This window comes from Thalassospira sp. CA1, assembly GCF_059052855.1.
On record NZ_JBZCIA010000002.1, the window covers coordinates 126,268 to 147,748 of the forward strand.

18 protein-coding genes are annotated in these 21,481 nt (G+C 53.9%); 11 read left to right on the forward strand and 7 right to left on the reverse strand.

Features of this window, described 5'->3' with window-relative positions:
* The first annotated feature begins 169 nt into the window (after positions 1-169).
* The 3 genes from AC5Q5A_RS04680 (at position 170) to AC5Q5A_RS04690 (ending at position 4,060) form a co-directional block, all read left to right on the forward strand.
* Positions 170-1,801, forward strand: coding sequence for a sensor domain-containing diguanylate cyclase (locus tag AC5Q5A_RS04680; protein WP_338181520.1), 1,632 nt, complete (start codon positions 170-172; stop codon positions 1,799-1,801).
* Positions 1,802-1,901: 100 nt separating this feature from the next.
* Positions 1,902-2,411, forward strand: coding sequence for a GNAT family N-acetyltransferase (locus tag AC5Q5A_RS04685; RefSeq protein WP_493894509.1), 510 nt, complete (start codon positions 1,902-1,904; stop codon positions 2,409-2,411).
* 188 nt (positions 2,412-2,599) lie between these two features.
* Complete coding sequence (locus tag AC5Q5A_RS04690) at positions 2,600-4,060, forward strand: aminoacyl-histidine dipeptidase (protein WP_493894510.1); 1,461 nt, start codon at positions 2,600-2,602, stop codon at positions 4,058-4,060.
* A gap of 47 nt (positions 4,061-4,107) precedes the next feature.
* Here AC5Q5A_RS04690 and AC5Q5A_RS04695 read toward each other — a convergent pair whose 3' ends face one another.
* Entirely contained in the window at positions 4,108-5,463 is a 1,356-nt protein-coding gene (locus tag AC5Q5A_RS04695) for a DnaJ domain-containing protein (RefSeq protein ID WP_493894511.1), read from the reverse strand.
* Positions 5,464-5,645: 182 nt separating this feature from the next.
* On the opposite strand from AC5Q5A_RS04695, the gene AC5Q5A_RS04700 reads away from it, so the two are divergent.
* Positions 5,646-6,704: a methyltransferase domain-containing protein gene (locus tag AC5Q5A_RS04700; RefSeq protein ID WP_493894512.1), complete on the forward strand. Its 1,059-nt coding sequence runs from the start codon at positions 5,646-5,648 to the stop codon at positions 6,702-6,704.
* Between the two features lie 161 nt (positions 6,705-6,865).
* Entirely contained in the window at positions 6,866-6,991 is a 126-nt protein-coding gene (gene ykgO, locus AC5Q5A_RS04705; RefSeq protein WP_007090004.1) for a type B 50S ribosomal protein L36, read from the forward strand.
* Between the two features lie 113 nt (positions 6,992-7,104).
* Here ykgO and AC5Q5A_RS04710 read toward each other — a convergent pair whose 3' ends face one another.
* Together AC5Q5A_RS04710 and AC5Q5A_RS04715 are read right to left on the reverse strand one after the other, a co-directional pair.
* Complete coding sequence (locus AC5Q5A_RS04710; protein ID WP_338181496.1) at positions 7,105-8,949, reverse strand: adenylate/guanylate cyclase domain-containing protein; 1,845 nt, start codon at positions 8,947-8,949, stop codon at positions 7,105-7,107.
* 46 nt (positions 8,950-8,995) lie between these two features.
* Positions 8,996-9,433 (reverse strand): Lrp/AsnC family transcriptional regulator, encoded by a 438-nt coding sequence (locus tag AC5Q5A_RS04715; RefSeq protein ID WP_120224880.1) that lies wholly within the window; start codon positions 9,431-9,433, stop codon positions 8,996-8,998.
* 141 nt (positions 9,434-9,574) lie between these two features.
* Here AC5Q5A_RS04715 and AC5Q5A_RS04720 point away from each other — a divergent pair, with 141 nt between their 5' ends.
* The 4 genes from AC5Q5A_RS04720 (at position 9,575) to AC5Q5A_RS04735 (ending at position 16,703) form a co-directional block, all read left to right on the forward strand.
* Complete coding sequence (locus AC5Q5A_RS04720) at positions 9,575-10,681, forward strand: saccharopine dehydrogenase family protein (RefSeq protein ID WP_493894759.1); 1,107 nt, start codon at positions 9,575-9,577, stop codon at positions 10,679-10,681.
* A gap of 292 nt (positions 10,682-10,973) precedes the next feature.
* On the forward strand, positions 10,974-13,379 hold the full coding sequence (locus AC5Q5A_RS04725; protein WP_493894760.1) for a tetratricopeptide repeat protein: 2,406 nt from the start codon (positions 10,974-10,976) through the stop codon (positions 13,377-13,379).
* Positions 13,380-13,476: 97 nt separating this feature from the next.
* Positions 13,477-14,700 carry an HlyD family secretion protein gene (locus AC5Q5A_RS04730; RefSeq protein ID WP_063089940.1) on the forward strand — a complete coding sequence of 408 codons (1,224 nt, stop codon included), beginning with the start codon at positions 13,477-13,479 and terminating at the stop codon, positions 14,698-14,700.
* A gap of 8 nt (positions 14,701-14,708) precedes the next feature.
* The gene (locus AC5Q5A_RS04735; protein ID WP_493894513.1) at positions 14,709-16,703 is read left to right on the forward strand and encodes a glycosyltransferase; all 1,995 of its coding nucleotides are present in this window, start codon (positions 14,709-14,711) and stop codon (positions 16,701-16,703) included.
* A gap of 21 nt (positions 16,704-16,724) precedes the next feature.
* Here AC5Q5A_RS04735 and AC5Q5A_RS04740 read toward each other — a convergent pair whose 3' ends face one another.
* The 3 genes from AC5Q5A_RS04740 to AC5Q5A_RS04750 form a co-directional block, all read right to left on the reverse strand.
* Positions 16,725-17,228, reverse strand: coding sequence for a universal stress protein (locus tag AC5Q5A_RS04740; protein ID WP_008890850.1), 504 nt, complete (start codon positions 17,226-17,228; stop codon positions 16,725-16,727).
* A 229-nt stretch (positions 17,229-17,457) separates the two neighbouring features.
* The gene (locus tag AC5Q5A_RS04745; RefSeq protein WP_493894514.1) at positions 17,458-18,225 is read right to left on the reverse strand and encodes a TIGR02186 family protein; all 768 of its coding nucleotides are present in this window, start codon (positions 18,223-18,225) and stop codon (positions 17,458-17,460) included.
* The gene (locus AC5Q5A_RS04750; RefSeq protein ID WP_493894515.1) at positions 18,225-19,148 is read right to left on the reverse strand and encodes a sulfite exporter TauE/SafE family protein; all 924 of its coding nucleotides are present in this window, start codon (positions 19,146-19,148) and stop codon (positions 18,225-18,227) included. Before AC5Q5A_RS04750 ends, AC5Q5A_RS04745 begins: the two co-directional genes overlap by 1 nt.
* Positions 19,149-19,268: 120 nt before the next feature.
* Here AC5Q5A_RS04750 and AC5Q5A_RS04755 point away from each other — a divergent pair, with 120 nt between their 5' ends.
* Complete coding sequence (locus AC5Q5A_RS04755) at positions 19,269-19,520, forward strand: sulfurtransferase TusA family protein (RefSeq protein ID WP_493894516.1); 252 nt, start codon at positions 19,269-19,271, stop codon at positions 19,518-19,520.
* Between the two features lie 41 nt (positions 19,521-19,561).
* A complete protein-coding gene (locus AC5Q5A_RS04760; RefSeq protein WP_493894517.1) occupies positions 19,562-20,053 on the forward strand; it encodes a GNAT family N-acetyltransferase in 492 nt (163 codons plus the stop codon).
* Between the two features lie 31 nt (positions 20,054-20,084).
* Here AC5Q5A_RS04760 and AC5Q5A_RS04765 read toward each other — a convergent pair whose 3' ends face one another.
* Complete coding sequence (locus tag AC5Q5A_RS04765) at positions 20,085-21,479, reverse strand: DUF2336 domain-containing protein (RefSeq protein WP_063089931.1); 1,395 nt, start codon at positions 21,477-21,479, stop codon at positions 20,085-20,087.
* Positions 21,480-21,481: the final 2 nt, after the last annotated feature.

The following is a 21,481-nucleotide window of genomic DNA, read 5'->3' on the forward strand; positions in this document are numbered from 1 at the left end:
CCATGATGTTTCTCATCGTGACCATAATTGCTGGTTCGAGGGTGGCATCCGTCGGTTTCAATTGCATCAAAACTGATGTAATCTTTCGAATATGGTGCGCAGAGAAACAAGTCTTAGATAACTGTGCTTTCATTCAGGGTTTAGATGTGTCGGGGGATACAGGACGTTGATGCGGTTCGAACCAACAGAAATCGCACGTCTGTATGGGCGGTCACGCGTAGGCGTTGTTGTACACAAGGATCTCGAAGCTGTGTATGTCAACGATGCCTATGCGAAAATGTTGGGCCGTCGCGATGTCTCGGACTTTATGAGCGACCCGGACATGCGCCAGTATATTCCGCCAAGTTTCCATCACGAGGCGGACAAGCTTTCCAACAGTTTCCAGAAAAGCAGCGGTTTCCACGGCTGGAAGAAAGTCTACAATATCCGGACGGATGGAACGCCGGTCTGGATGGAAATCAGTGACGAGACCGTCGAATGGGAAGGCGGTAATGCGGTCCTGACCACGGCACAGATGATTGATAATGGTACGACTGCGATGCAGGTCGACCATATGCTGGGGCGGTCTTTCATTGGTGTGATGGTCCATCGCAATATGACAGCATTGTACGTTAATGAGAGCTTTGCCCGCCTGATGGGGGCAAAGGACGTCAGTGCCTTTATGGAAAACCCCAATATCCTTCGCTTTATCCCCGATGAAAATCGTCCGCGCGCAATTCGCCATGTCGCGGCAATTCTGAGCGGCGAACGACGCGGCGACCGGCACCGTGTGCGCGATATTCTCGATGATGGCAGCTCGGTCTGGCGTGATCTGACCGATGAACGCATTCTTTGGTATGACGGCAAGCCGGCGATCCTGACGACTGCCCATGATGTCCGCGATGAAGTCGAAATGCATCAGCAACTTGTCCGTGCCAAAGCAAGCCTTGAACAGGCGGTAACCGAAGTCATCCGGATGGTGCCGTCGGCTGTGGCGATGCTTGATGACAAGCTTGAGGTTATTCATTTCAATCACGAGTTTTCCCGTCTTTTTGGCGGAGAAACAACGGATGGATCCGAACCGGTATTTGATATTTCGGCACTGCATGAATGTTGTGCGGAGATGATGCGAAACGGGCATGGCCATGCCAATATCGACGAAATGCAGACGCCATCGGGCCGTCTGGCCGACATCCGCATGAACATGATGGATGATGGTGGCGTCATGGTGTCGGCGACTGATATTACCGATCACAAGCGCAAGGAGCAGATGCTAGACACCTTGGCATCAACCGATGCGTTGACCCGTGCACTTAACCGTCGCGGTTTTGAAAGCGCGGTTAGCAGATTGCGCGAAATTCGTCATCTTAAGGATAAAAGCTGGCTGTTCGGGTTGATCGTTCTTGATCTTGATTACTTCAAGGACGTGAATGATACCCATGGGCATGCGGTGGGCGACCGGGTTCTTGAAAGGGTTGCCGATACCTTGCGTCAGGCGTTGCGTGACGATGATCTTGTCGTTCGTCTGGGGGGCGAGGAATTTGCGGTATTGCTGCCATCTGCGACGGCTGCAGTCACCAAACGCATTGGCGAGCGTTTGTCGAACATGATCCGTGAAATCAGGGTGCCAATCGACAAGTCCGGCACGGAATATGTCAGTGTCACGGCCAGCTTTGGCGCAACGGTCGGCGGCGAGGGCCGGCAAAAATTCATCGAACTATCAGAAGCGATGAAGGTCGCAGACGAAGCAATGTACGCCGCCAAGGATGCCGGACGTGATCAGCTTGTCTTTCGCTTCGCCGGGCAAGAACAAGATAGCTGATCACCGGATCATCGATTATCATCGCCTTCCATAATGTTTTCCTGACATTCGATGCCGCACCTGATTGGTAGTTGCGTGGCAGTTTCTGTGCGAGGCCGTAATGCGTGTTCGTTCCATGACCGTTTCTGATGGTAATCGTGTTGTTGAAATTTATGGGCAGGCCATCAAATCAGGCCATGCCACGTTTCAGGAAAATCCAGGAACCTGGGAAGACTGGGATCAGGGACATTTGCCGGAATGCCGGCTGGTTGCCTGCGATGATAACGACATCGTCATTGGCTGGGCCGGGTTATCTGGCGTCTCAAATCGCTGTGTCTATCGCGGGATTGCCGAGATATCGGTCTATGTTGACCCCAATCACCACGGGAAGGGCATTGGCAAAGCGCTTCTTGCAGCCTTGATTGCTGCCAGCGAGGAAAATGGTATCTGGTCGCTTGAAGCCGGTATTTTTCCGGAAAATGAAGCAAGCCTGGTCCTGCATAAGGCATTGGGGTTCGAGATCGTCGGACGCAAGCGCGGGCTGGGGCGCATGGGCTATGGGCCGCTGGCCGGACAATGGCGTGATGTCATGCTGTTGCAGCGCCGCAGTCAGGTCGTTGGTGTCGACTAACTTAAAATCATATTGCGCATTTTTCCGCTTTGCGTGCGTAAATTGCGCGCCAAATGCGGTTTTTTCGAATTTGTATGTGGCTTGGTCGAAAACGTCCTTGGCACGCTTTAAATTCGCGCGGCAATAAGGTAATCAACAGGTCTGGGTAAGTGAGAACCCATAGACGAAAATTTGCCAGGAGCGCCACCGTGAACGAGATCCGTAAAATTGCGCCTGTCGCAATCTGGGACAATTTCCAGAAACTTTGCGATACACCGCGTCCGTCCAATAAAGAAGAAGCTGTTTTAAAGCTTCTGGAAAAAATGGCCGATGACAAGGGGCTTGCGCATTTCCGCGACAGCGGTGGCAACCTTGTTGTGTCTGTTCCGGCTACAGCCGGCTTTGAAGACCGCAAAATAGTGATCTTGCAGTCCCATGTCGACATGGTGACCCAGGCCAATTCCGGATCGACCCACAATTTCGACACCGACCCGATCCGCATGGTGATGGATGGGGAATGGATTACTGCCGATAATACAACGCTTGGTGCCGATAACGGTATAGGTGCGGCCGCAATGATGGGCTTCATGACCGAAGACGGTCTCGAGCATGGCCCGCTTGAACTTCTTTTCACGGTTGACGAAGAACGCGGCCTGACCGGTGCGATGAACCTGGAACCGGGCCGCCTGAAGGGTGAAATCCTTCTCAACCTTGATACCGAAGACGAGTATGAGCTTTGTGTTGGTTGTGCGGGCGGTGGCGATCTGGTCGCAAGCTATGACTACAGCGAAGAAGCCGTTGGCGCAGGGCAGGTGGCCCGTGATATCGCGCTGACCGGTTTGAAAGGTGGCCATTCCGGCATCGACATCATTCTTGGTCTTGGCAATGCCAACAAGCTGATGGCGCGCTTCCTGCGTACTGCGATCCGTGATTTTGATGCGCGTATTGTTAAAATCAATGCCGGGACCGCCCGCAACGCCATCCCGCGGGAGTCGTTTGCGACCATCGTTCTGCCGGAAGGCAAGGTTTCTGATTTCGATGCAGCATTGAGTGCTTTTGCCAGCGACATCAAAGATGAAATCGGCGCGATTGAGCCGAAATTTGCGATTGCCGCAACCAACGCAGATGTCCCTGCAAAGGCAATGAGCGCAAAAGACTCCAAGGCGTTCAACAATGCCTGTGTTGGTGCACCGAACGGCGTTCAGGCCATGAGCACCTCGGTCGAAGGCGTTGTTGAAACCTCGATCAACCTTGCCATCGTCAAGCTTGGCGAAGGTAAAGCCAAGGTGACGCTGTCAGCACGTAGCTCGATCAATTCTGCGCGCGATTCCCTGCGTGAAGTCGCAACAGCGGTATTTGAGAATATCGGCGCATCTGTTGCCTGGGGCGATGCCTATCCGGGCTGGAAGCCCGATGCAAACAGCGAAGTGGTCAACCTGATGAAGGCGGTTCACAAGGACATGTTTGGCAAGGAGCCGGAAATTCGCGTCATTCACGCCGGTCTTGAATGCGGCGTGTTGGGATCGAAATACCCGCATTGGGACATGGTATCGTTCGGTCCGACCATCAAACGCGCGCACAGCCCGGATGAATGCGTCCATGTGCCAAGCGTTGCGCGCTTCTGGGATTATCTTCTGGCTGCGCTAAAGGCAATCCCGGCCAAGGGATAAGGCCTTATCAGATTTGATGAAGTTGATGCGACTGATCGGGAAGCCGGTCAGTCGCATTTGTTTTCAGCACACCACGCATCGCGGGCATCAGAACCATTTCCGGGAACCAATGCGTCAAGGTTCACAAAGCCGTTTTCACCGATGCTGGTTTCAATTTCGATCCAGAAGCCCTGACTGTCGCCTGCGACATAGACAGTTTCAAAGCGGGTCAGGCGGCGAATGATGGTATCATTTACACTTGGGCCGTCGCGCAGGTTTAAAAGTTCACGATCAACATAATAGGGTTCGCGTTCTTCGCCAATCAGGTCCTTGACCTGACGGGTGATCTCCGTGCCTTGGCGGGCAACCAGTTCAGGGATGTCACGGGTGACAAATCCCTGGCCGGGGCCAAAGGCAATCAGGGCGGCAAAGATTAGCAGAAACAGCGGGCTAAGATGGAGCAGGGCATCGAACATGCCCGCACGCTTCCATTCGTCACGAACGCGCCGTGCGGGTTGTCCGTCGTCCAGGCGGCGCTGGGTTGCGCGCACCTGTTCAGCAAGGGCAGAGCGGTTCGACCCGATAAAATCAAGCGCCTGCATCAGAACAGCGCGTGCAAGCGGCTTGTTGCCAGACCGTTCAAAGGCATTGGCCTGGGTAAACAGCATCTTGGCGTTGCCTTCGGGCGGGAAAGTGCCGCCACGCATGTTGCCAACAATTGCCTTCCAGGCCGGTAAAAAGCTCTTCCAGCCCCAAAACCCGCGCAGCCATGTCTTGAAACTGGCCTTAAGGGCCATTCGCCTTGCGCCCTTGGGGGCGAGGTTGGCGGTGATGGTTTCAATATTGCAGGAATTCAGAAAACCACGCACGACCTTGAATTCCACCTGCCGCGGTTGGGCTGATACCACGCCGGTGACCGCGCACTGAATGAAGCCTTGTGCGTTGGGTTCGGTCTTTTTGCCTTTGTGGCGACGCGCACCGGGATGAATGTTGCTTTTGCGTGCATTGGCCTTGGCCTGCTGTTCGCGGTAGGCCTGATTGGCGCGGGCAAATTTTTCCTCGGCAGTTTCCTTGGCTTTTTCCTGTTTGCGCCCTGCGCCGGCAAAGCCCTGTTTCTGGTGGTTCGCATTTTGCGGACCCGCTGCGTTCGGCCCATAAGCGGTCGATGTCGCGTTGCTGGCGGTACCGGACTTTTGGGCTCCCGAGGGCGCATTGCCAGATTGCTTGGGCGGTTTACGCTCGCCAATCAGGATTTCATAAGCTTCGGTAATGTCCTTGAATCTGTCCTCGGAGTCCGGGTCTGTGTTGCGGTCCGGATGAAATTCAAAGGCCAGTTTGCGATAGGCCAGTTTGATTTCCTTTGCGCTCGCCCCCGGCGCAATGTTCAGCATGCGATAATAAATGCCGAGGTTATCGGTGTTCATGATGAATGAAAATTCCTGTCAGGCATGCTTGTCAGCGCAGTAATCCAGCAAACGACAATTTTATCGATTGTATTTCGCGGTGCAATCATATGCTGGAAATCTTAACACGTTGTCACTTTTGGCTAATTGCCATATTTTCAGGAATCGCAAGTGCACGCGATGCGAACAAACAGGTAAACGCCTTGAAACTGAAATTTTGGCAACGCAAGTCTGATGCGGATGGTGATGCGCCCGAAAAGGGCGGAGGTTCCGTTGGCGTCGCCCAAGGCGAGGCACCCGAATTTGAAATGCCGCCGGGACATCACCTTGATTTCGGCACGCGGATGCGCGCGAAGTGGGAAGGGTACGACGATCCTGTTGAATACTACCTTCTGCAGCTTGAAATCGATGCCTATACCGACTGGTTGCGCAAGATGCGCGTCTGGCTTGCCCGTCCGGTCGAGCCGGAGCTGAGTGAGCTTGCGCTTGATGACGAAATCGGGCGCTGGCCGCCGGATCGTATTCGGCTTTATGACAAACTGTTTGATCACGGGATCATGATGCCGGGCGGTCATGAATACGCCCTTGAGCTCGCCAAGCCACTGGCACTTGATGAAACACTCAGTTGTCTTGAAATCGGTGCAAAGCTTGGCGGTGTGGCCCGCTTGCTGGCGGATCGTCTTGGCGTTTGGGTGACCGCACTTGAGCCGGACGGCGAGCTTGCACTTCTCGGCATGGAGCGATCTGTTCAGGCCGGTGTTCAAAAAAGAGTCCCGGTTCAAACGCTTGACCCGCTTCAGCCAGAGCTTCGCAAGGGCTATTTCAACGTCGTTTATTCCTATGGCGAGCTTTATAAGATCCCGGAAAAGGAAACCTTTCTCAAAGCTTTGGCCGAAACGCTGCGCGATCATGGGCAGCTTCTGGTTACGGATTATGTTTTGACGCGTGATCTGAATGAGGATGAGTTGGCGAACTGGGCCAGGCTTGAAGGTGAAGAGCTGTTTCCGTGGACAGCACAGGAGTACAAATCCCGTCTTGGTCAGCTGAAATTCGATATCCGTATTGCCAAGGATGAGTCGGAAACGCATCTGAAGCATATCAAACTGGCGTGGATGACAATGCTTTCAGACATCCAGAAAGCCGGTCTGGACCCCGATATCATGGATTATCTGGAGCCAGAGATGGAAATGTGGATGAATCGCGTAAAAATGCTTGAAAATGGCAGCCTGGCCTTTTATCGGTTCTACGCAACGATCAACTGAGTGCTCAGGTTTAAGATCCTGAGCCGAGACTGCTGCTGGCGACGCAGAGGGGATTTGTTCCACTTTCTGTCGCCGCAACCTGTTTTAGGTGTTGACAGGGGCATGTCGTACTTCTATTTTCCGGCTTCCTCGAAGGGGCCAAGTTTCTAAGGTTTAAGATTATGAAGATCCGGAACTCATTGAAATCCGCGAAGCTGCGGGAAAAAGGCTGCCGTATCGTGCGCCGCCGTGGCCGCGTATACGTGATCAATAAAAAGAACCCGCGTTTCAAGGCGCGCCAGGGTTAATTCCCGGTACCTTGTTCTAAGGTTTTACAAAACGCCGCATCGGTTTATCCAATGCGGCGTTTTGTTATTTGTATTCCTTGAATGATGAAGGGGGCAGCAAATGCCCCCTTTCTTTATTTGTCGGGCCGGGTTGTAAACAGCTCTGTCGTGGTATGACGTCCGCGCAAAAGCACATCGCCTGCCTTGGCAACACGATCAGGGTCAGCCAGCAAGTTGCGGGTTGTCTCCGAGATCAGGATTTGTGTTCCGAGAACCTTGTTTTCCTGTTCAAGGCGTGACGCCGTATTGACGGCATCGCCGTGTACAGTGAATGACAGACGGGCTTTCGCGCCGACATTCCCGGCAACCATCGGGCCGGTATTCACACCACAGCGAACCTTTAACTCAAGCCCTTCGAACTTGCGCTTTTCAACTTCGCTTTGCAGGGCAATGGCGCTATCGACAGCGGCATCTGCATGGTTCTTTAGGTCATCAAACACGTTATAGACTGCAAGGATCGCATCGCCCTGGAACTGGGTAATGATGCCGCCATGGCGTTCGATGATCTGCGTCGCACAGTCGAAATAGTCATTAAGCATCGCAATGATCTGTTTCGGATCAAGACTTTCGCACATCGATGTAAAGCCGACGATATCGACAAAAAGGACGGTGGCTTCGGAGGTTTGCGGCGGCAGGACGCCAGAATCATTTCCCGATGCCAGAAGCTTTTTGGCAATGGATTGCGGCACGAACTTACCAAACAGGCTTGTGATGCGTTCACGATCATGTACGGCCATCATCATATGATTGAATGATCGCGCGGCGTCGTCATATTCACGAATGCGGCTGCCCTTGAGTTGCGGAACATCGATGGATGCGATGTCTTCGTCTTCAAAGGCGCGCGCAGCACTGGCAAACCGGCGGATCGGCTTGGTGAAGTGTCGCGACAGGACGATGGCAACGATCACCGACAGGATAAAGACAGCACCGCCAAGAACAGAGGCCAGAACCAGACGATCCCATTCATCGTCAAACAATTCCTGATCAAAATACATGCCGATTACGACCGGTGAAATTGGCGCGGTTTGAACCTGGCGCGTGACGATCAGGTGATAGCGATCATTGTACTCAAGCCCTGAAAGGCGAATGCCACTGTTGTGGCGTTCGTCATCGGGATCAAGCCGGATGCTTTCGGATTTTCCGATGTTGGCAAGAACAGGGTCGCCAATGTCATGAATGGTGGGCAGGGGAATCGGGCTGCGTGCGATGTTGTCGCCATTGACCAGCTCAGTTGTTGTTTTCTCCCCCCAGTTGCGCAATCCCGGATGGGCCATGACCCGATTGCCGCCAATCAGGACAAAGGGCGTGCCTGGCAAATCTTCGCGCCCTCGGATCAGGCTTTCTGACAAATTGGACAGCGACAGATACTGAATGAACGTTCCCAGATACTGCCCGTCATAAAACAGCGGTACCCAGCTTGTCAGGACGGTGCGGTCAAAATAGGGGTCCCAACGCGGATAGCCCGTGCGGTTGCTTACGGGCCCGCGGATATGCGCAAGCTCGGAAAACAGCATGTCGTCTTCGGGCAGGGTTCTTCGAATGTCACTCATGTCTTCGGGGTTGAAGCCGATAAATTCACGTTCCCCGGTCACAAGCCCATAGGCCATGACACCCATGTCTGCGGCTGCAAGGGCGCGCATCGTGCTGGTCCAGCCATATTGAAAACTTGGATCAAGCGCGCCACTGGCAACCTGTTCTGCGACCCAGTCAGAACGTTGTTCGACCTCGTCCATGCGTTCATGCATGGTGCGCTGCACCGATGTCAGGTCAATATCAGCCAGCATCACCCACAGATTGCGGGTGTTTTCATAGGCCGTTCCAAGACCGACATAAAGGGATAGTCCGACGCCAAAAACACTGGTGGCGATAAAACCGGCAAGCAGTACAGAAAGGACTGAATATCTGCGTTTTGATTTCAATCGGTTTTCTTCCAGAAAAGAGGTTTTCCCCAACCCCGCGCCGATCTTAGCGGCGATCGAACTTTGTTGAAAGGATGATTGAGCTTGATGTGCGTTTTATCCCCGACATTTCCCCGATCCGGTCAAGCACGCCATCAAGTTCCTCGGGCGTGTTTGCGGCGACCTCGGCAATCAGGTCATATTCGCCTGAAACCGCAAGGCACCGAATGCAGTGCGGGACTTTCTGAAGCGCGCCAACGACACCTGCCGACTGTTTTTGTTCAAGCTGTATCATGACTTCTGCCAGCAAGACGGGTTTTGCTACATCGCCAAGCTGAACGGTGTAACCCTTGATAACTTCTGCCTTTTCAAGGCGCTCCAACCTTTCCTGAACGGCACTGCGAGACAGGCCGACTTCGCGCGCAAGAGCAGCAGTAGGAATGCGAGCATTTTCTTGCAGGCGTGCGATCAGTTGGCGGTCAACTTCATCAATCTGACGTTTCATCGGTTTTACCCATTAAAATGACGGGGTTTTATTGTGTTTTGACAGTATTGCCGGGTTGAAAGCGTTCGTCCAGCGGCGGAACATTATGAGGGCAAAAACAAAACATGATCAGGGCAGGTACGACATCGACGGTGAAGATGTCTGCTCGTTCGGGAGTTAGAGAAAATGAAAAAGATTTTGATCCTCGGCGCCGGGAAAATTGGTCGCATTGCTGCGGTGATGCTCAATGAAAGTGGCGATTATGCGGTGACGCTGGCCGATGCCAGTGGCGAAATGCTGGAAGTCTGTGCCGAAGATAACGCAGCCACCTTGGTAAAAGTAGATGTCACGGATGAGGTCGCACTCACTGATGTTGCCAAAGGGCATGATGCGATCATGTCGACATGCCCGTTCTTCTTGAACGTGGCGATTGCCCGTGTTGCACGCGCGGTTGGGGCATCGTATTTTGACGTTACCGAAGATGTTGAAACAACCCGCGCTATTCGGGAAATTTCCAAGGGTGCGCAATGCGCATTTGTGCCGCAATGTGGTCTGGCGCCGGGATTTATTTCCATCGCGGCACATGACTTGTTCAAGCGATTTGATCATGTAAACAAGCTTCGTTTGCGTGTCGGGGCTTTGCCACAAAATCCGACCAACCGTTTGAAATATAACCTGACCTGGTCGACTGACGGGCTGATCAACGAGTATCTGAACCCGTGTGAGGCGATCCTGAATGGCAAGCGGGTCGAAGTGCTGCCCCTCGAAGGCTATGAGCGCTTTACCATCGACGGTACGGAGTATGAGGCCTTCAATACATCGGGTGGCGTGGGCGCGCTTTGTGACATGCTTGAAGGCAAGGTTGATAACCTTGACTACAAAACCGTGCGGTATCCGGGGCATCAGGAAATTCTTAAAATCCTGATCGAGGACCTCCGACTTGGTGAACGTCCGGAGATGATGAAGGAAATCTTTGAAAATGCCCTGCCAGTCACCAAGCAGGACGTGATCGTGATCTTTGCCGATGCTGTCGGCACGCGACGCGGGGAGCTTTGTGAAGAGAGCTTCATTCGCAAGGTCCATGGCACGCGTGTTGGTGATATGGACTGGTCCGCGATCCAGATTACGACATCGGCCGGATTGTGTGCTGTGATGGATATGGTTCTGACCGGTAAATTGCCTGCAACCGGTTATGTGCGACAAGAAGAAGTCAGGCTGGAAGATTTTCTGGCAAACCGGTTTGGTCGATATTACAGCCACGCTGGTTGAGTGTTCCCAACGACCAGCATTTGATATTTTGTATCGAAACCCTTCGGAGGTAATTCCGGAGGGTTTCTTTGTTTTTCAATGCTGTATTAGGGCAAAGTTTTCCTAGTTTCTCAGAAAAAGTTGTTCTTACAACCGGTTAGAGAAGCGATGACTTCGCCGTCGTGAATTGTTTTGAAAAATTCCATCAAGGACGTGGTTTGTTAACGGTTGGACCTTATGGTGGGACGAAATCTGCTTTCTCTTGGGTAATAGGTATTCCTTGTCTGATTTTGCCGACATCTACCGTTCTGCATTGAACCTGTATGAGGCAGGTCGATACGCAGAGGCAGAAGAATCCTGTCAGCGAATGATCCGATCATTCCCGCAGGCCGCAGAGGCAATGCATCTGGCCGGTCTCGTTGCAATGCGCCACGGTAATCAGTCCCTGGCCGCCGAGCGTATGGGCCGCGCCGCCATTGCCGATGCCAATAGTGCAGAAATTCAGCATGACCATGCGCAGGCCCTTAAGGCTATCGGCAAATTGCGCGACGCCGTTGGTGCGTTCAAGCGGGCCATTCGTCTGTGCCCGGATGCGCCGGCGCTTTATTGCAATATCGCCAATACCTATCGCCAGCTTGATGAACTTGAAGATGCGCGGGAAAATTATGAACGCGCGCTCGAATTGGCCCCTGATGTCGCCGAAATTCATGCCAATTATGCCGCCTGCCAATATGCAATGGGCGATATCGAAGGCGCTGAAACGTCTTGTTTGACCGCGCTTAAGATGCGCGACGACATCGTCAATGCATTGGTTCTGATCGGCCAAATCCGATTGGATCAGGGGCGCACAGTTTCCGCAAGCGAACCGCTGCGCCGTGCGCTGTCGCTTGAACCAGGTCATCCGCGCGCATTGACCGCCTATGGCGATGCACTGTTCCAACTGGGGCAGTTTGCCGGTGCGCAACATTGCCTGCGACAGGTTCTGGCCCTTGATCCGGATGACGCCAAGGCACGCAGGACGCTTGCGTTGCTTAATTTGCGCGTCGGGCAGGGGCATGAGGCGATTGGGGCGCTTGAGCCGCTATTGGTCCACAGTCCGGAAGATCCGCAATTACTGTTGATGATGGGCGAGGCGCTTAGCCTTGTTGGCCGTCATGGCGAGGCCGTTGAACAGTTTGGCGCAGCCATCGGAGCCGGTGGCGGTGATGACGCGGTTTTCCGTCTTGCCGTCGAGCTGGCCGAAGAAGGCGATACTGGCTCTGCGCAGTCGGTCCTGCAAAGCGGGATAGATCGCAAAATTGCCGCGGGCGAGAATACCGCGCTGTTCCGCACAGCACGCCGTTTGTTGTTTGCCCCTGTGCCGACCGATCTTGCTGCCCAGAATGATGAAGTTGTGCGTGATCTTCTTGATGATACGCTTGATGAAGACGCACTTGAGCCGGATCTTGAATTTGTTGGTTCTGACCGGATCGATCCCATTGTTCTGACCCGCTTTCCGCCGGTGTGGCGCGCCGCATTGCGCCCGGAAGGTGACAAACAGTTACGCGCGGTTGGCCATTATTGGGAACGCCTGGTGTCAGGTTATGATGTGCCGGAAGTCAGTGCGTCTGCCACGCGGCTCGGTGGGAAAATCCGGATCGGCATCGTTTCGGCCAATATGTGTGATAATGGCGTCGGACGTTGGATCGAAGGCCTTGCCGAGGCGATTGATCGCGACCGGTTTGATGTGACAATCATTCGTCCGCCGACGGGCGAGGACGACATTACCGCCCGCATTGACGAACATGCTGATCTTGTCGTGCCATTGCCGCTTGATCCGTTGCATTCGGCACGGGTGATTGCAGGGCTTGGTCTTGATGTTCTGCATTATGTCGACCCGCAGGCGGATGCCTACACGATGTTGCTGGCAAGCTGGCGTTTGGCACCGCTTCAGATTTCGGGTGGCGGGATTGCCGCGACCAGCGGTCTTTCCAACATTGATTACCATTTGATCGCCGAGGATTGGGAAACAGCCGGCGGTGAAAAGCGGTTCAGCGAGAAGCTGGTGCGCCTTCCGGGCTTGTTTGTGAATGCCACCCCGCCAGAACCTGTCGAGATGTCGACAACGGAGTTGCAGCGGCGCTGGCGATTGGCGCAGGACCGCAACACCTATTTATGCCCACAACCGCTTGATGTTCTGACGGCCGAGTTTGATCCGCTGATTGCCGAAATCTTGCGGCTGGATGAAACCGCAGAGCTTCTGCTGATTGCACCAGAACGCGATAGCTGGGATGCGGCATGGGGGCGCCGGTTTGCCATCAATCATGCCGATGTTGCCGGTCGGATGCGGTTTGTGAACGTGCGCAACCGGTCCGATTTGCTGTCACTTCTATGTGCTGTGGATGTCGTGCTTGAAAGTCCGGCATGGAATGATGCGATGCTGGCCTTTGATTGTCTGGGGCTTGGTGTACCGCTTGTTACCTTGCCGGGGAATGCGGCGCGGTCCCGGCGCAGTCACACCTGTTATCGCCAGATATCGGTCTTTGATTGCGTCGCCTACCATTCGGCCGACTTCGTCGACACGGCCCTGACGCTTGCGACTGATAAACGCCGTCGTTCGGTCGTTTCGCACGCCATCAAGAGCCGGTCGCACATTCTGTTTGGCCAGAAATCATCCTTTGATGCCTATATGCAGTTTCTTGATCGATCAATCGCACTGCCAGCCGATAAAGTGATTTAATTTCCGATAGATAACCTTGAAACTACCCAATCGACTCACAAATTCTAAGGTGATGTTTGTATATGGCAGTGATGCCAGACCCGGTTGAGGTAGTTTTATGGCCTTGCGTTTTTCCAAGGGGCAGATCGTCCGTCTGACTGTCGCCTTGGCTATTGTCGTTATTGCGATCTGGCAACTCGCACCACTTACCGTTTCTGATATTCGCCCGAACGGCGTTGTGAATGCCAAATTGGTGACCATTCAGGCCCCGATCAGTGGTCAGCTTGTTCGCGCAATCCCCGATGTCGGAGAGCCCGTTTCGGCCGGGTCGATTGTGACAAGAATAACCGATGACACAGAACCCCAGGCACTGCTAGCCCAGCTTGATGGTGAATATCAACTGCTGCGGTCGCGAAAAACGGCGTTGGTTGAAAAGCTGTCGACCCTGAATGGCCTGCGCCGCGAACTGGGCGAGCGCGTCCGTGAAATGGTGACCGGCTCAATGGAAAGCCTGCATTACAAAATGCTTGAGGCAGCGGCCCGCCAGAAAGGCTGGATGTCGGTCGTCAAGGAACGTGATCTGAGCCTTGCACGGCAGAAAACCCTGTTGGCGGATGGCCATGTTGCCAAGGCGCGCGTGGAAGAGGCCGAAAGCCTGCTTGAACAGGCGCAGCAAGAGGTCGAGCGTGCACGCGCCGATGAAGAACGTTACCGCAAGGAATCCGGGGCGCTTGAAAAAGGTGTCTTTGTCGGGGACGGGCAAAATGATGTGCCATATTCCCAGCAGCGTCTTGACGAAGTCGTTCTTGCGATTGCTGATCTGAATGTGCAACTGACCGAAACCAACGGGCGCATGGCATCACTTGAAAAGCAGTTGCGTGATGAAAGCGCGCGTGCGGGGCGTCGCGAATCCATGCTGGTGCGCAGCCCGATTGACGGGTTGATATGGCGGCGCATGGCAACAGAACTTGCGACGGTCACCAAAAACAATGACTTGGCAAAAATTCTGGATTGTTCGGACATTCGTATCGAGGTGCCGGTGGATGAAAGCCTGTCTGATCGGATGGAAATCGGGGCGGTTGTTTCGGTTCGCCTGCAAGGATCACCCGAAACGTTTGAAGGGATCATCAGCGGCGTGATCGGCACCCGTGCGGTATCGCCGGAACTTGAATATGCAGCCTTGCCGCCGTTGCTTAAGAAGGATGAAGTCCTTCTGGTCGTCAATATTCCCGATTCCGGCTTTGAAGATCGCCCCGAGACCTTCTGTAATGTCGGTCGTCGCGCCGAGGTCAGCATTCCAAGCCGACTTCATAGCTGGTTTGGCGAGAGCGATCCGTCATAATGAACGCGATGGCGCAATTCGCACCGCTGGCACTTGTTGTCGGTGTCATGATGCTGGCGTCACCGTTTCTGCGCCGTGACCGGTTATGGGCACGTTGGCTGGTTGTGTTTTTCCTGATCGCCCTGATTGCACGGTATTTGCCGTGGCGGATCACCGAAACAGTTTTGCCAGCCGACCTCACCACATTTCAGGGCTGGTGGATTGTCTTCCTGTTTGCGATCGAAATCGTGTTTCTGTGTGACATGCTGCGTCAGTCACTTATTCACTGCAAAATCGTAGATCGCAGTGCTGAAGCCGATCAGGCCTATGCCAGACTGTCCGCCCGGCCGGTCGAAAGCTGGCCAAGCGTCGATGTCTTCATTCCAAGTTACAACGAACCGCTTGATGTGCTTGAACGCAGCATTGTCGGTGCCTTGGCGATTGATTACCCGAACAAGACTGTCTGGGTGCTAGATGATGGCAAGCGGGATTGGTTGCGTGATTTCTGTAAGGAAAAGGGGGCCAAGTACCTTACGCGCAAGGACGGGACCCATGCCAAGGCCGGTAATGTAAACAATGGGCTGGCACATTCCAGTGGTGACCTGGTTTGTATTTTCGATGCAGATTTCGTGGCCTATCGCCACTTCCTGAAACGCGTGGTTGGATTTTTCGAAGACCCGACAATTGGTATCGTCCAGACGCCACAGCACTTCTTCAACAAGGACCCGATGCAGCGCAATCTTTGGATTGCCGATCGGTGGCCGGATGAACAAAGGCTGTTCTTTGATCACATTGCGCCGTCCGTTGATGCATGGGATTCAATGTTTTGCTGCGGATCTTGCATGGTCATGCGGCGCAAGGCACTGGATGCCATCGGTGGTGTGCCGACCGCATCCATCACCGAAGATATTCTGACCTCGCTTGAGATGCTGCGCGAAGGCTATCGCACCCGTTACCTCAATGAAAAACTATCGATCGGTCTTGCGGCCGAGAGCCTTCTTGCATTCCATACACAGCGCGAACGCTGGTGTCAGGGCGGTATCCAGACATTGTTTTTAAAGGCGGGGCCGCTGGGGCCGGGGCTTTCGCTTTGGCAGCGGATTTTGCTGTTTCCGATCTATTGGGTGTTTCATATCCCGGCGCGCTTGCTGGTGATCATGATCCCGATCTTTTATTTCTGGTTTGGCCTGCAACCGCTTGAAAATGCGCGAAGTTGGGAAATTTTTTATTGGCAATTGCCGGTTTTGATCGGCGGCTGGGCAACGGCGATGTGGCACAATGGCAGACAAGCCTATCCCATTGTCAATGAAGGGCCTGCGGTCCTGGTATCCCTCAGGCTGTTTCCAATTGTTGTGTCATCTTTGATCCGGCCGTTCGGGCGTCCGTTCAAGGTGACGCCCAAGGGATCCCAGTCCGGGGTGGGGAACTCCAGGGCCGAGGCAATCATTCTGGGCGTGCTGTTCGTTTTGACGATTGGCGGGTTCTTTTACAACATCAACACTGACATCCGGATCATTGATAACGCCGATTTTCTGCTTGTTGGGGGATTATGGGCTGCGATCAATTCGTTGACATTGCTTGTGGCAATACTGATTTGTTTTGAAAGCCCGGTCCAGCGCCAACAGGAACGGTTCCCCACCAGCTTGCGGGCAAAGATTGCGGCAAACAGTAACGATGACCCGCTTGATATGACGATCACCGACATGTCGTTGGGCGGCGCACGCGCGATGTGTCCTGCAACGGGCATTGATCGTGACAGGTTCCAGAAGGGAGCATTGATCAAGCTCGATGCCGAAGAACTGCCACCGTTGGACGCCAAATTGGCGCGTGTCTTTGTAAATGATCAGAAACAGCTTGTCCTGACACTCGACTTCACGCCGGAGCCCGCCGGCGAAGTTCGCGATGCGTTGATCCGTGTGCTTTACACAACCGGGATCGACAACGCATCAAAACCAGCAGGCAGTTTTGCGCTTTGGAGCGCGTTGTTGCGCCGGATTTTCGGACGTGGTCCTGTCAAAAGCTAGGACGCCGACGACGGGTTGAGGTTAGCTCAACGCGTCAATGTCGGCTTCGGAAAGGGCCGCTGGCACAATGGTCAGCGGCAGGCGCAATTGACCGACGGTATCGCTTTTGGTCAATGCCGTAATCAGTGGGCCGGGGCCTTCACTTGTCGTGCCTGCGGCAAGGACAAGAATGGAAATCTGTTCTTCTTCGTCAAGAAGGTTCAGCAACTCGTCCTTGAGACGTCCTTCGCGGATGAACAGAAGCGGCATGCTGCCGGTCTGTTCATGAACATAGGCCGCAAGTTCGTTCACACGGGATTCAGCCTCGTCACGGGCTTCTTCCTTCATCAGATCGCCAACCGCCATCCAGTGCTGGAACTCGGCCGGTTCAATGACGCTGAGAAGGGCGACACGACCGCCGGTATGTTGTGCGCGACGGCAGGCATAACGCAATGCCTTGGTCATCTCATCGCTGTCATCCACGACAACAAGAAATGTCCTGTTCGAAGTCGCACGAAGTTCCTGATCGGCATCAAAAGAAGGCATATGGGTTCTCTGAACAGTTGCACTCAACCGCTGCGACACTGAACAGATGTGGGACTGTTGTTACGAGCGGACAGTCAAATTGTGCCGCAACTCAATGCCGGTTTCCAAGTGATTTTTGGTAATAGCGACAAAGATTTATGCGTTGCATTATTGATTGAGGTAATGCTGCGGCTGCGAAGTCGCAAGGACCCGGAATGCGCGTTTTGAGGGTGAGCAGGCCCGCACGCTGTTAGCGTTTGCGGAATGCGACACTGGCAATCCAGCCGGCAACCACGGCAATGATCACGGCAATAATGCCGTAAAGTGCCGAGTAACGATGGGCGAATTCATAAACCTCGGCACTGATGCCGGTTTTTGAAACAACCAGTGGTGTGGTTTTGACACTGGCAACACGGCCGTCCCGGATCAGATACACATTGATGGTGTAGGTTCCCGTCGGGGTATTGGCCGGAAAATGGATATCAGTTCGAAACAGCTGATTGGACAAAAAACTGATTTTGGCCGGGCGTTCCCCAAACAGACCAACGCCTTGCATATTGCGCACCAGCGCCTCGCGATAGACTTTCTGATCATCATCGCTCAGCTTGCTTTCGCCTATAAAGCGCTGATTTTGAAGGCCAATGCGGTAATCGAGCAAGACTTCCGGGGATGCGATGATATCCATCGGGCGGTTTGATGCGCTGGCATAATAGGCTGGCACGTTCTTATAGCGCGCGCTTTCGCTGTTCACCCAAATGCCGACTTTACGCTCTTTTTTTCGGACCACCATGTCCTGATCCGGGCCGCGTACCGTGACGACGACGTCACCTTCTTCCTCGACCGCGCCAAACAACAAAACATTGGTGCCGGTAAAGCCGGTGGTGATGGCGACTAGATGGTTGGATAAATCGACAACCAGCGGATCAGCCGATGCCTTTTTGGGGCCAGCCCCAACGGTCAAAAGCGGCAGCGCCAAGGCAATCATAAAAGCGACCCGAATGGCTGAGGGTACTGTCATCACAGATCCCCCGGCATTACGGAATAAAGGTCGCTTGGCGTAATCACCAGGTCAAACAGAAGCTTCAGGCAGACCGACAAAACCAAAAGGCCAAGCAGGGCACGAAGATGTTCCGCCTTCAGGCGGGAGCCAAACTGCGCACCAAACTGTGCGCCGATAACCCCGCCAATCAGCAAAAGGATGGCAAGGGCGACATCAACCGTCTGGGTTTGCAACGATTGCAGGAAGGTGACGTTGGCCGTGACAAAGATGATCTGAAACAGCGATGTGCCAATGACAACGCCGGTCGGCATGCCCAACAGATAGATCATGGCCGGCACCATCACAAAGCCGCCACCAACACCCATCAATGCGGTCAGCATGCCGACAAAGAAGCCAACGGCAAGCGGCAACAGGGCGCTGATATAAAGCCCGGAGCGATAAAACCGCATTTTCAAGGGCAGGCCATGGATAAAGCTGTGTTGATGTTTCTTGGATCGGCGGATTTGGCCGCCGCGACGCCGTGTACGGAAGATGGCGCGCGTGGCTTCAAACAGCATCATGCCGCCGATGATACCAAGGAAGATCACGTAACAGAGCGAAATGACAAGATCGATCTGACCAAGTGACCGCAACCAGGCAAACACCCAGACACCGACGGTCGACCCGACAATACCGCCTGCCAGAAGAACCAGACCCATTTTAAGGTCGACATTGCCGCGCTTCCAATGGGCGAACACGCCCGATACAGAAGATGCGACGATCTGGTTCGCGGCAGTTGCCACGGATACGGCCGGGGGAATACCATAGAAAATCAAAAGCGGCGTAATCAGGAAGCCGCCGCCAACGCCAAAAAGACCCGACAAGAAGCCGACCCCGCCGCCCAGTCCCAAGATCAGAAATATATTTACCGATATCTCGGCAATCGGGAGATAGATTTGCATCGCGGGCGGGCTAACAGCGTTTGATTGATTGTTGTGGTTCAGTCTAACATATTGTGCAAATGCAACAATCGCCAATTGCCGCTATATCGGACCGGTTTCGTATTTTTTATAAGGTTTCTTATGTCGACATCTTCAAGTGGTCCCCATGATGCAATTCTCGACGCGCGCGGATTGATGTGCCCGATGCCCGTTCTAAAGGCAAAAAAAGCACTGCGCGACGTCAAGGATGGCGGAATTCTGCAAGTCCTTTCGACCGATCCCGGTTCTGTCGCCGATATGAAAGCGTTTTGCGAGATGACGGGTAATCGACTGATATCGTCTGAACAGGACGAAGATGTTTTTATCTATCACATTGAAAAATCCGGTACCTGAGACCGGGTTTTAAAGCGCCCCACACGATGAAAGTTCTCTGAATGTCGCCAACCCCACCTAATCTGACTTGGCTGGATTGTGATTTTGATGATCTGTCCGCGCGCCACGTGCACAGCCTTTTGAAGCTTCGCCAGCAGATTTTCATTATCGAGCAGACCTGCATATTTCCCGACATAGACGGGCTTGACCCACGATGCAGGCATATTGTTGCCTATGAGGGGGATGATGTTCTGGCTGCGGCCCGTATCGTTGCACCGGGCATTGATCCCGACCATGCAGAACAAGGTGACCGTCCCGCAATTGGTCGCGTTGTCGCCAGCGATCGTTTGCGCGGGCAGGGCATTGGCCGCGAGGTGATGCGCCGTGCGATTGAGGTTTGTGAAAAGCAGTTTGCAGGCAAACCGATCTACCTGAACGGGCAGCTATATCTTCGAGGTTTCTACGAAAGCCTCGGCTTCGTGCAATTCGGTGATGAATATGACGAAGACGGTATCGCCCATATCAGCATGGAACGCCCGGCGAACCTGAAATAGGTCCGACAGGAATGACCAATAGCGGCGGACCTTAGCGTGCGCCGCTGGTCGCCATGCCGGTGAAGAATTCAAGTTGCCAATTCATGTCATCCTCGCTCAGCGGATATTGATTGCCGCTGCGGGGATTAAGTGTCTGGCTCGGTGGAACATGACCAAGCTTGACCTGAATTTTCACAGCAAGATCGGCTGGAAGGCCAGCCTTCCATGCCAAGGATACAACGCCTTTTGCCGAATGGGTGTTAAGCACCTTTGATACGGCGTCGGGCGAAATTCCGGCCAGAACTGCCAGCGATGCGCGGGCGAATTTGACATCGTTTGCGGCCAGCGCCTTTGCCACTTCCTGATCGGTGAGCTTTTTCTTGGCATGCATGGCAAGTGCCTTTTCAAAGGCAGGTTCGCCTTCCTCTTCATCGCCGTCTTCTGCGACCACGCCTTTTTTGTCAGACTTCGGTTCTGCCTTGTCCGACGGTTTGGCCTTTTCCTTGTCAGCCTTGATCTTTTTCGCATCGGTCGCAACGTCGTCGCGCTTTTCGAATTCGCCAGATGCGATACGGCGCTGAACGACCTCGCGGACCGCATCAAGCTGGTCCTTCTTCAGGTCTTTGCGGCGTTCCAGCACACTGATCAGGTTTTCGGCGACAAAGCGCGCCAGTTTTCCAGCCGCAGTCGGTGTCAGGGTTGGACGTTTGACAAGGGGCTCGTGCCATTCCGGGTAGTCCGGTGCGCGATCAATCAGTTGATCAAGCGTTTCTTCGCGGATCTGTGCAGACTTGTTGCCAAGCAGATGGGAAATCGCATCCTTGTCACTGCTTGCGGCAATGGCATCGGCAAGCTTTTCACCAACGTTTCTGCGACGCGACACAAAGCTGAGCGCACCACGACCAGAGCTGCCCTCAATGATTTCAAGCAGATCTTCCTCGGTCAGAACCGGCGAATATTGCAAGACCGGGCCAGAAACGACACTTTCGGCGTCGCGTGCAAGCTGCTGAATGATTGGCTGCGGGGCGTCGGCAATATCTTTGAGGGTTTCAGAGATCACTTGGCGGACGTGAACAGCTTGGTCACGCACAAGCTTGTCGAGCGCCTCGTAGGTCATGCGGCGCAGTTTATCGGTTTCGTGGGCGGTCAGACCGGCAGAAAGATGCGCGATTTTTTCCGCCAGACTGCCACGGACACTGTCATCGCTGTCGTCAGTCAAAAGGACATCGGCCTGAACCGGCGTTGCCTGGTTGGCAGCAATGTGACGACGAACGGAAGAATCGTGGTCAGTGGCAAGGAAATACAGGATTTCAGGGCGGGTATCATGGCGTTGTGCCAGTTTGCCGCGAACATCTGCATCCGGGCTTGCCGCCATTTCCTTGGCTTCGTCATAGGTGATCGGCGTTTCGCTTCGCTTGGTAAATACCCGCTGCAAAAATCCCTTCATCG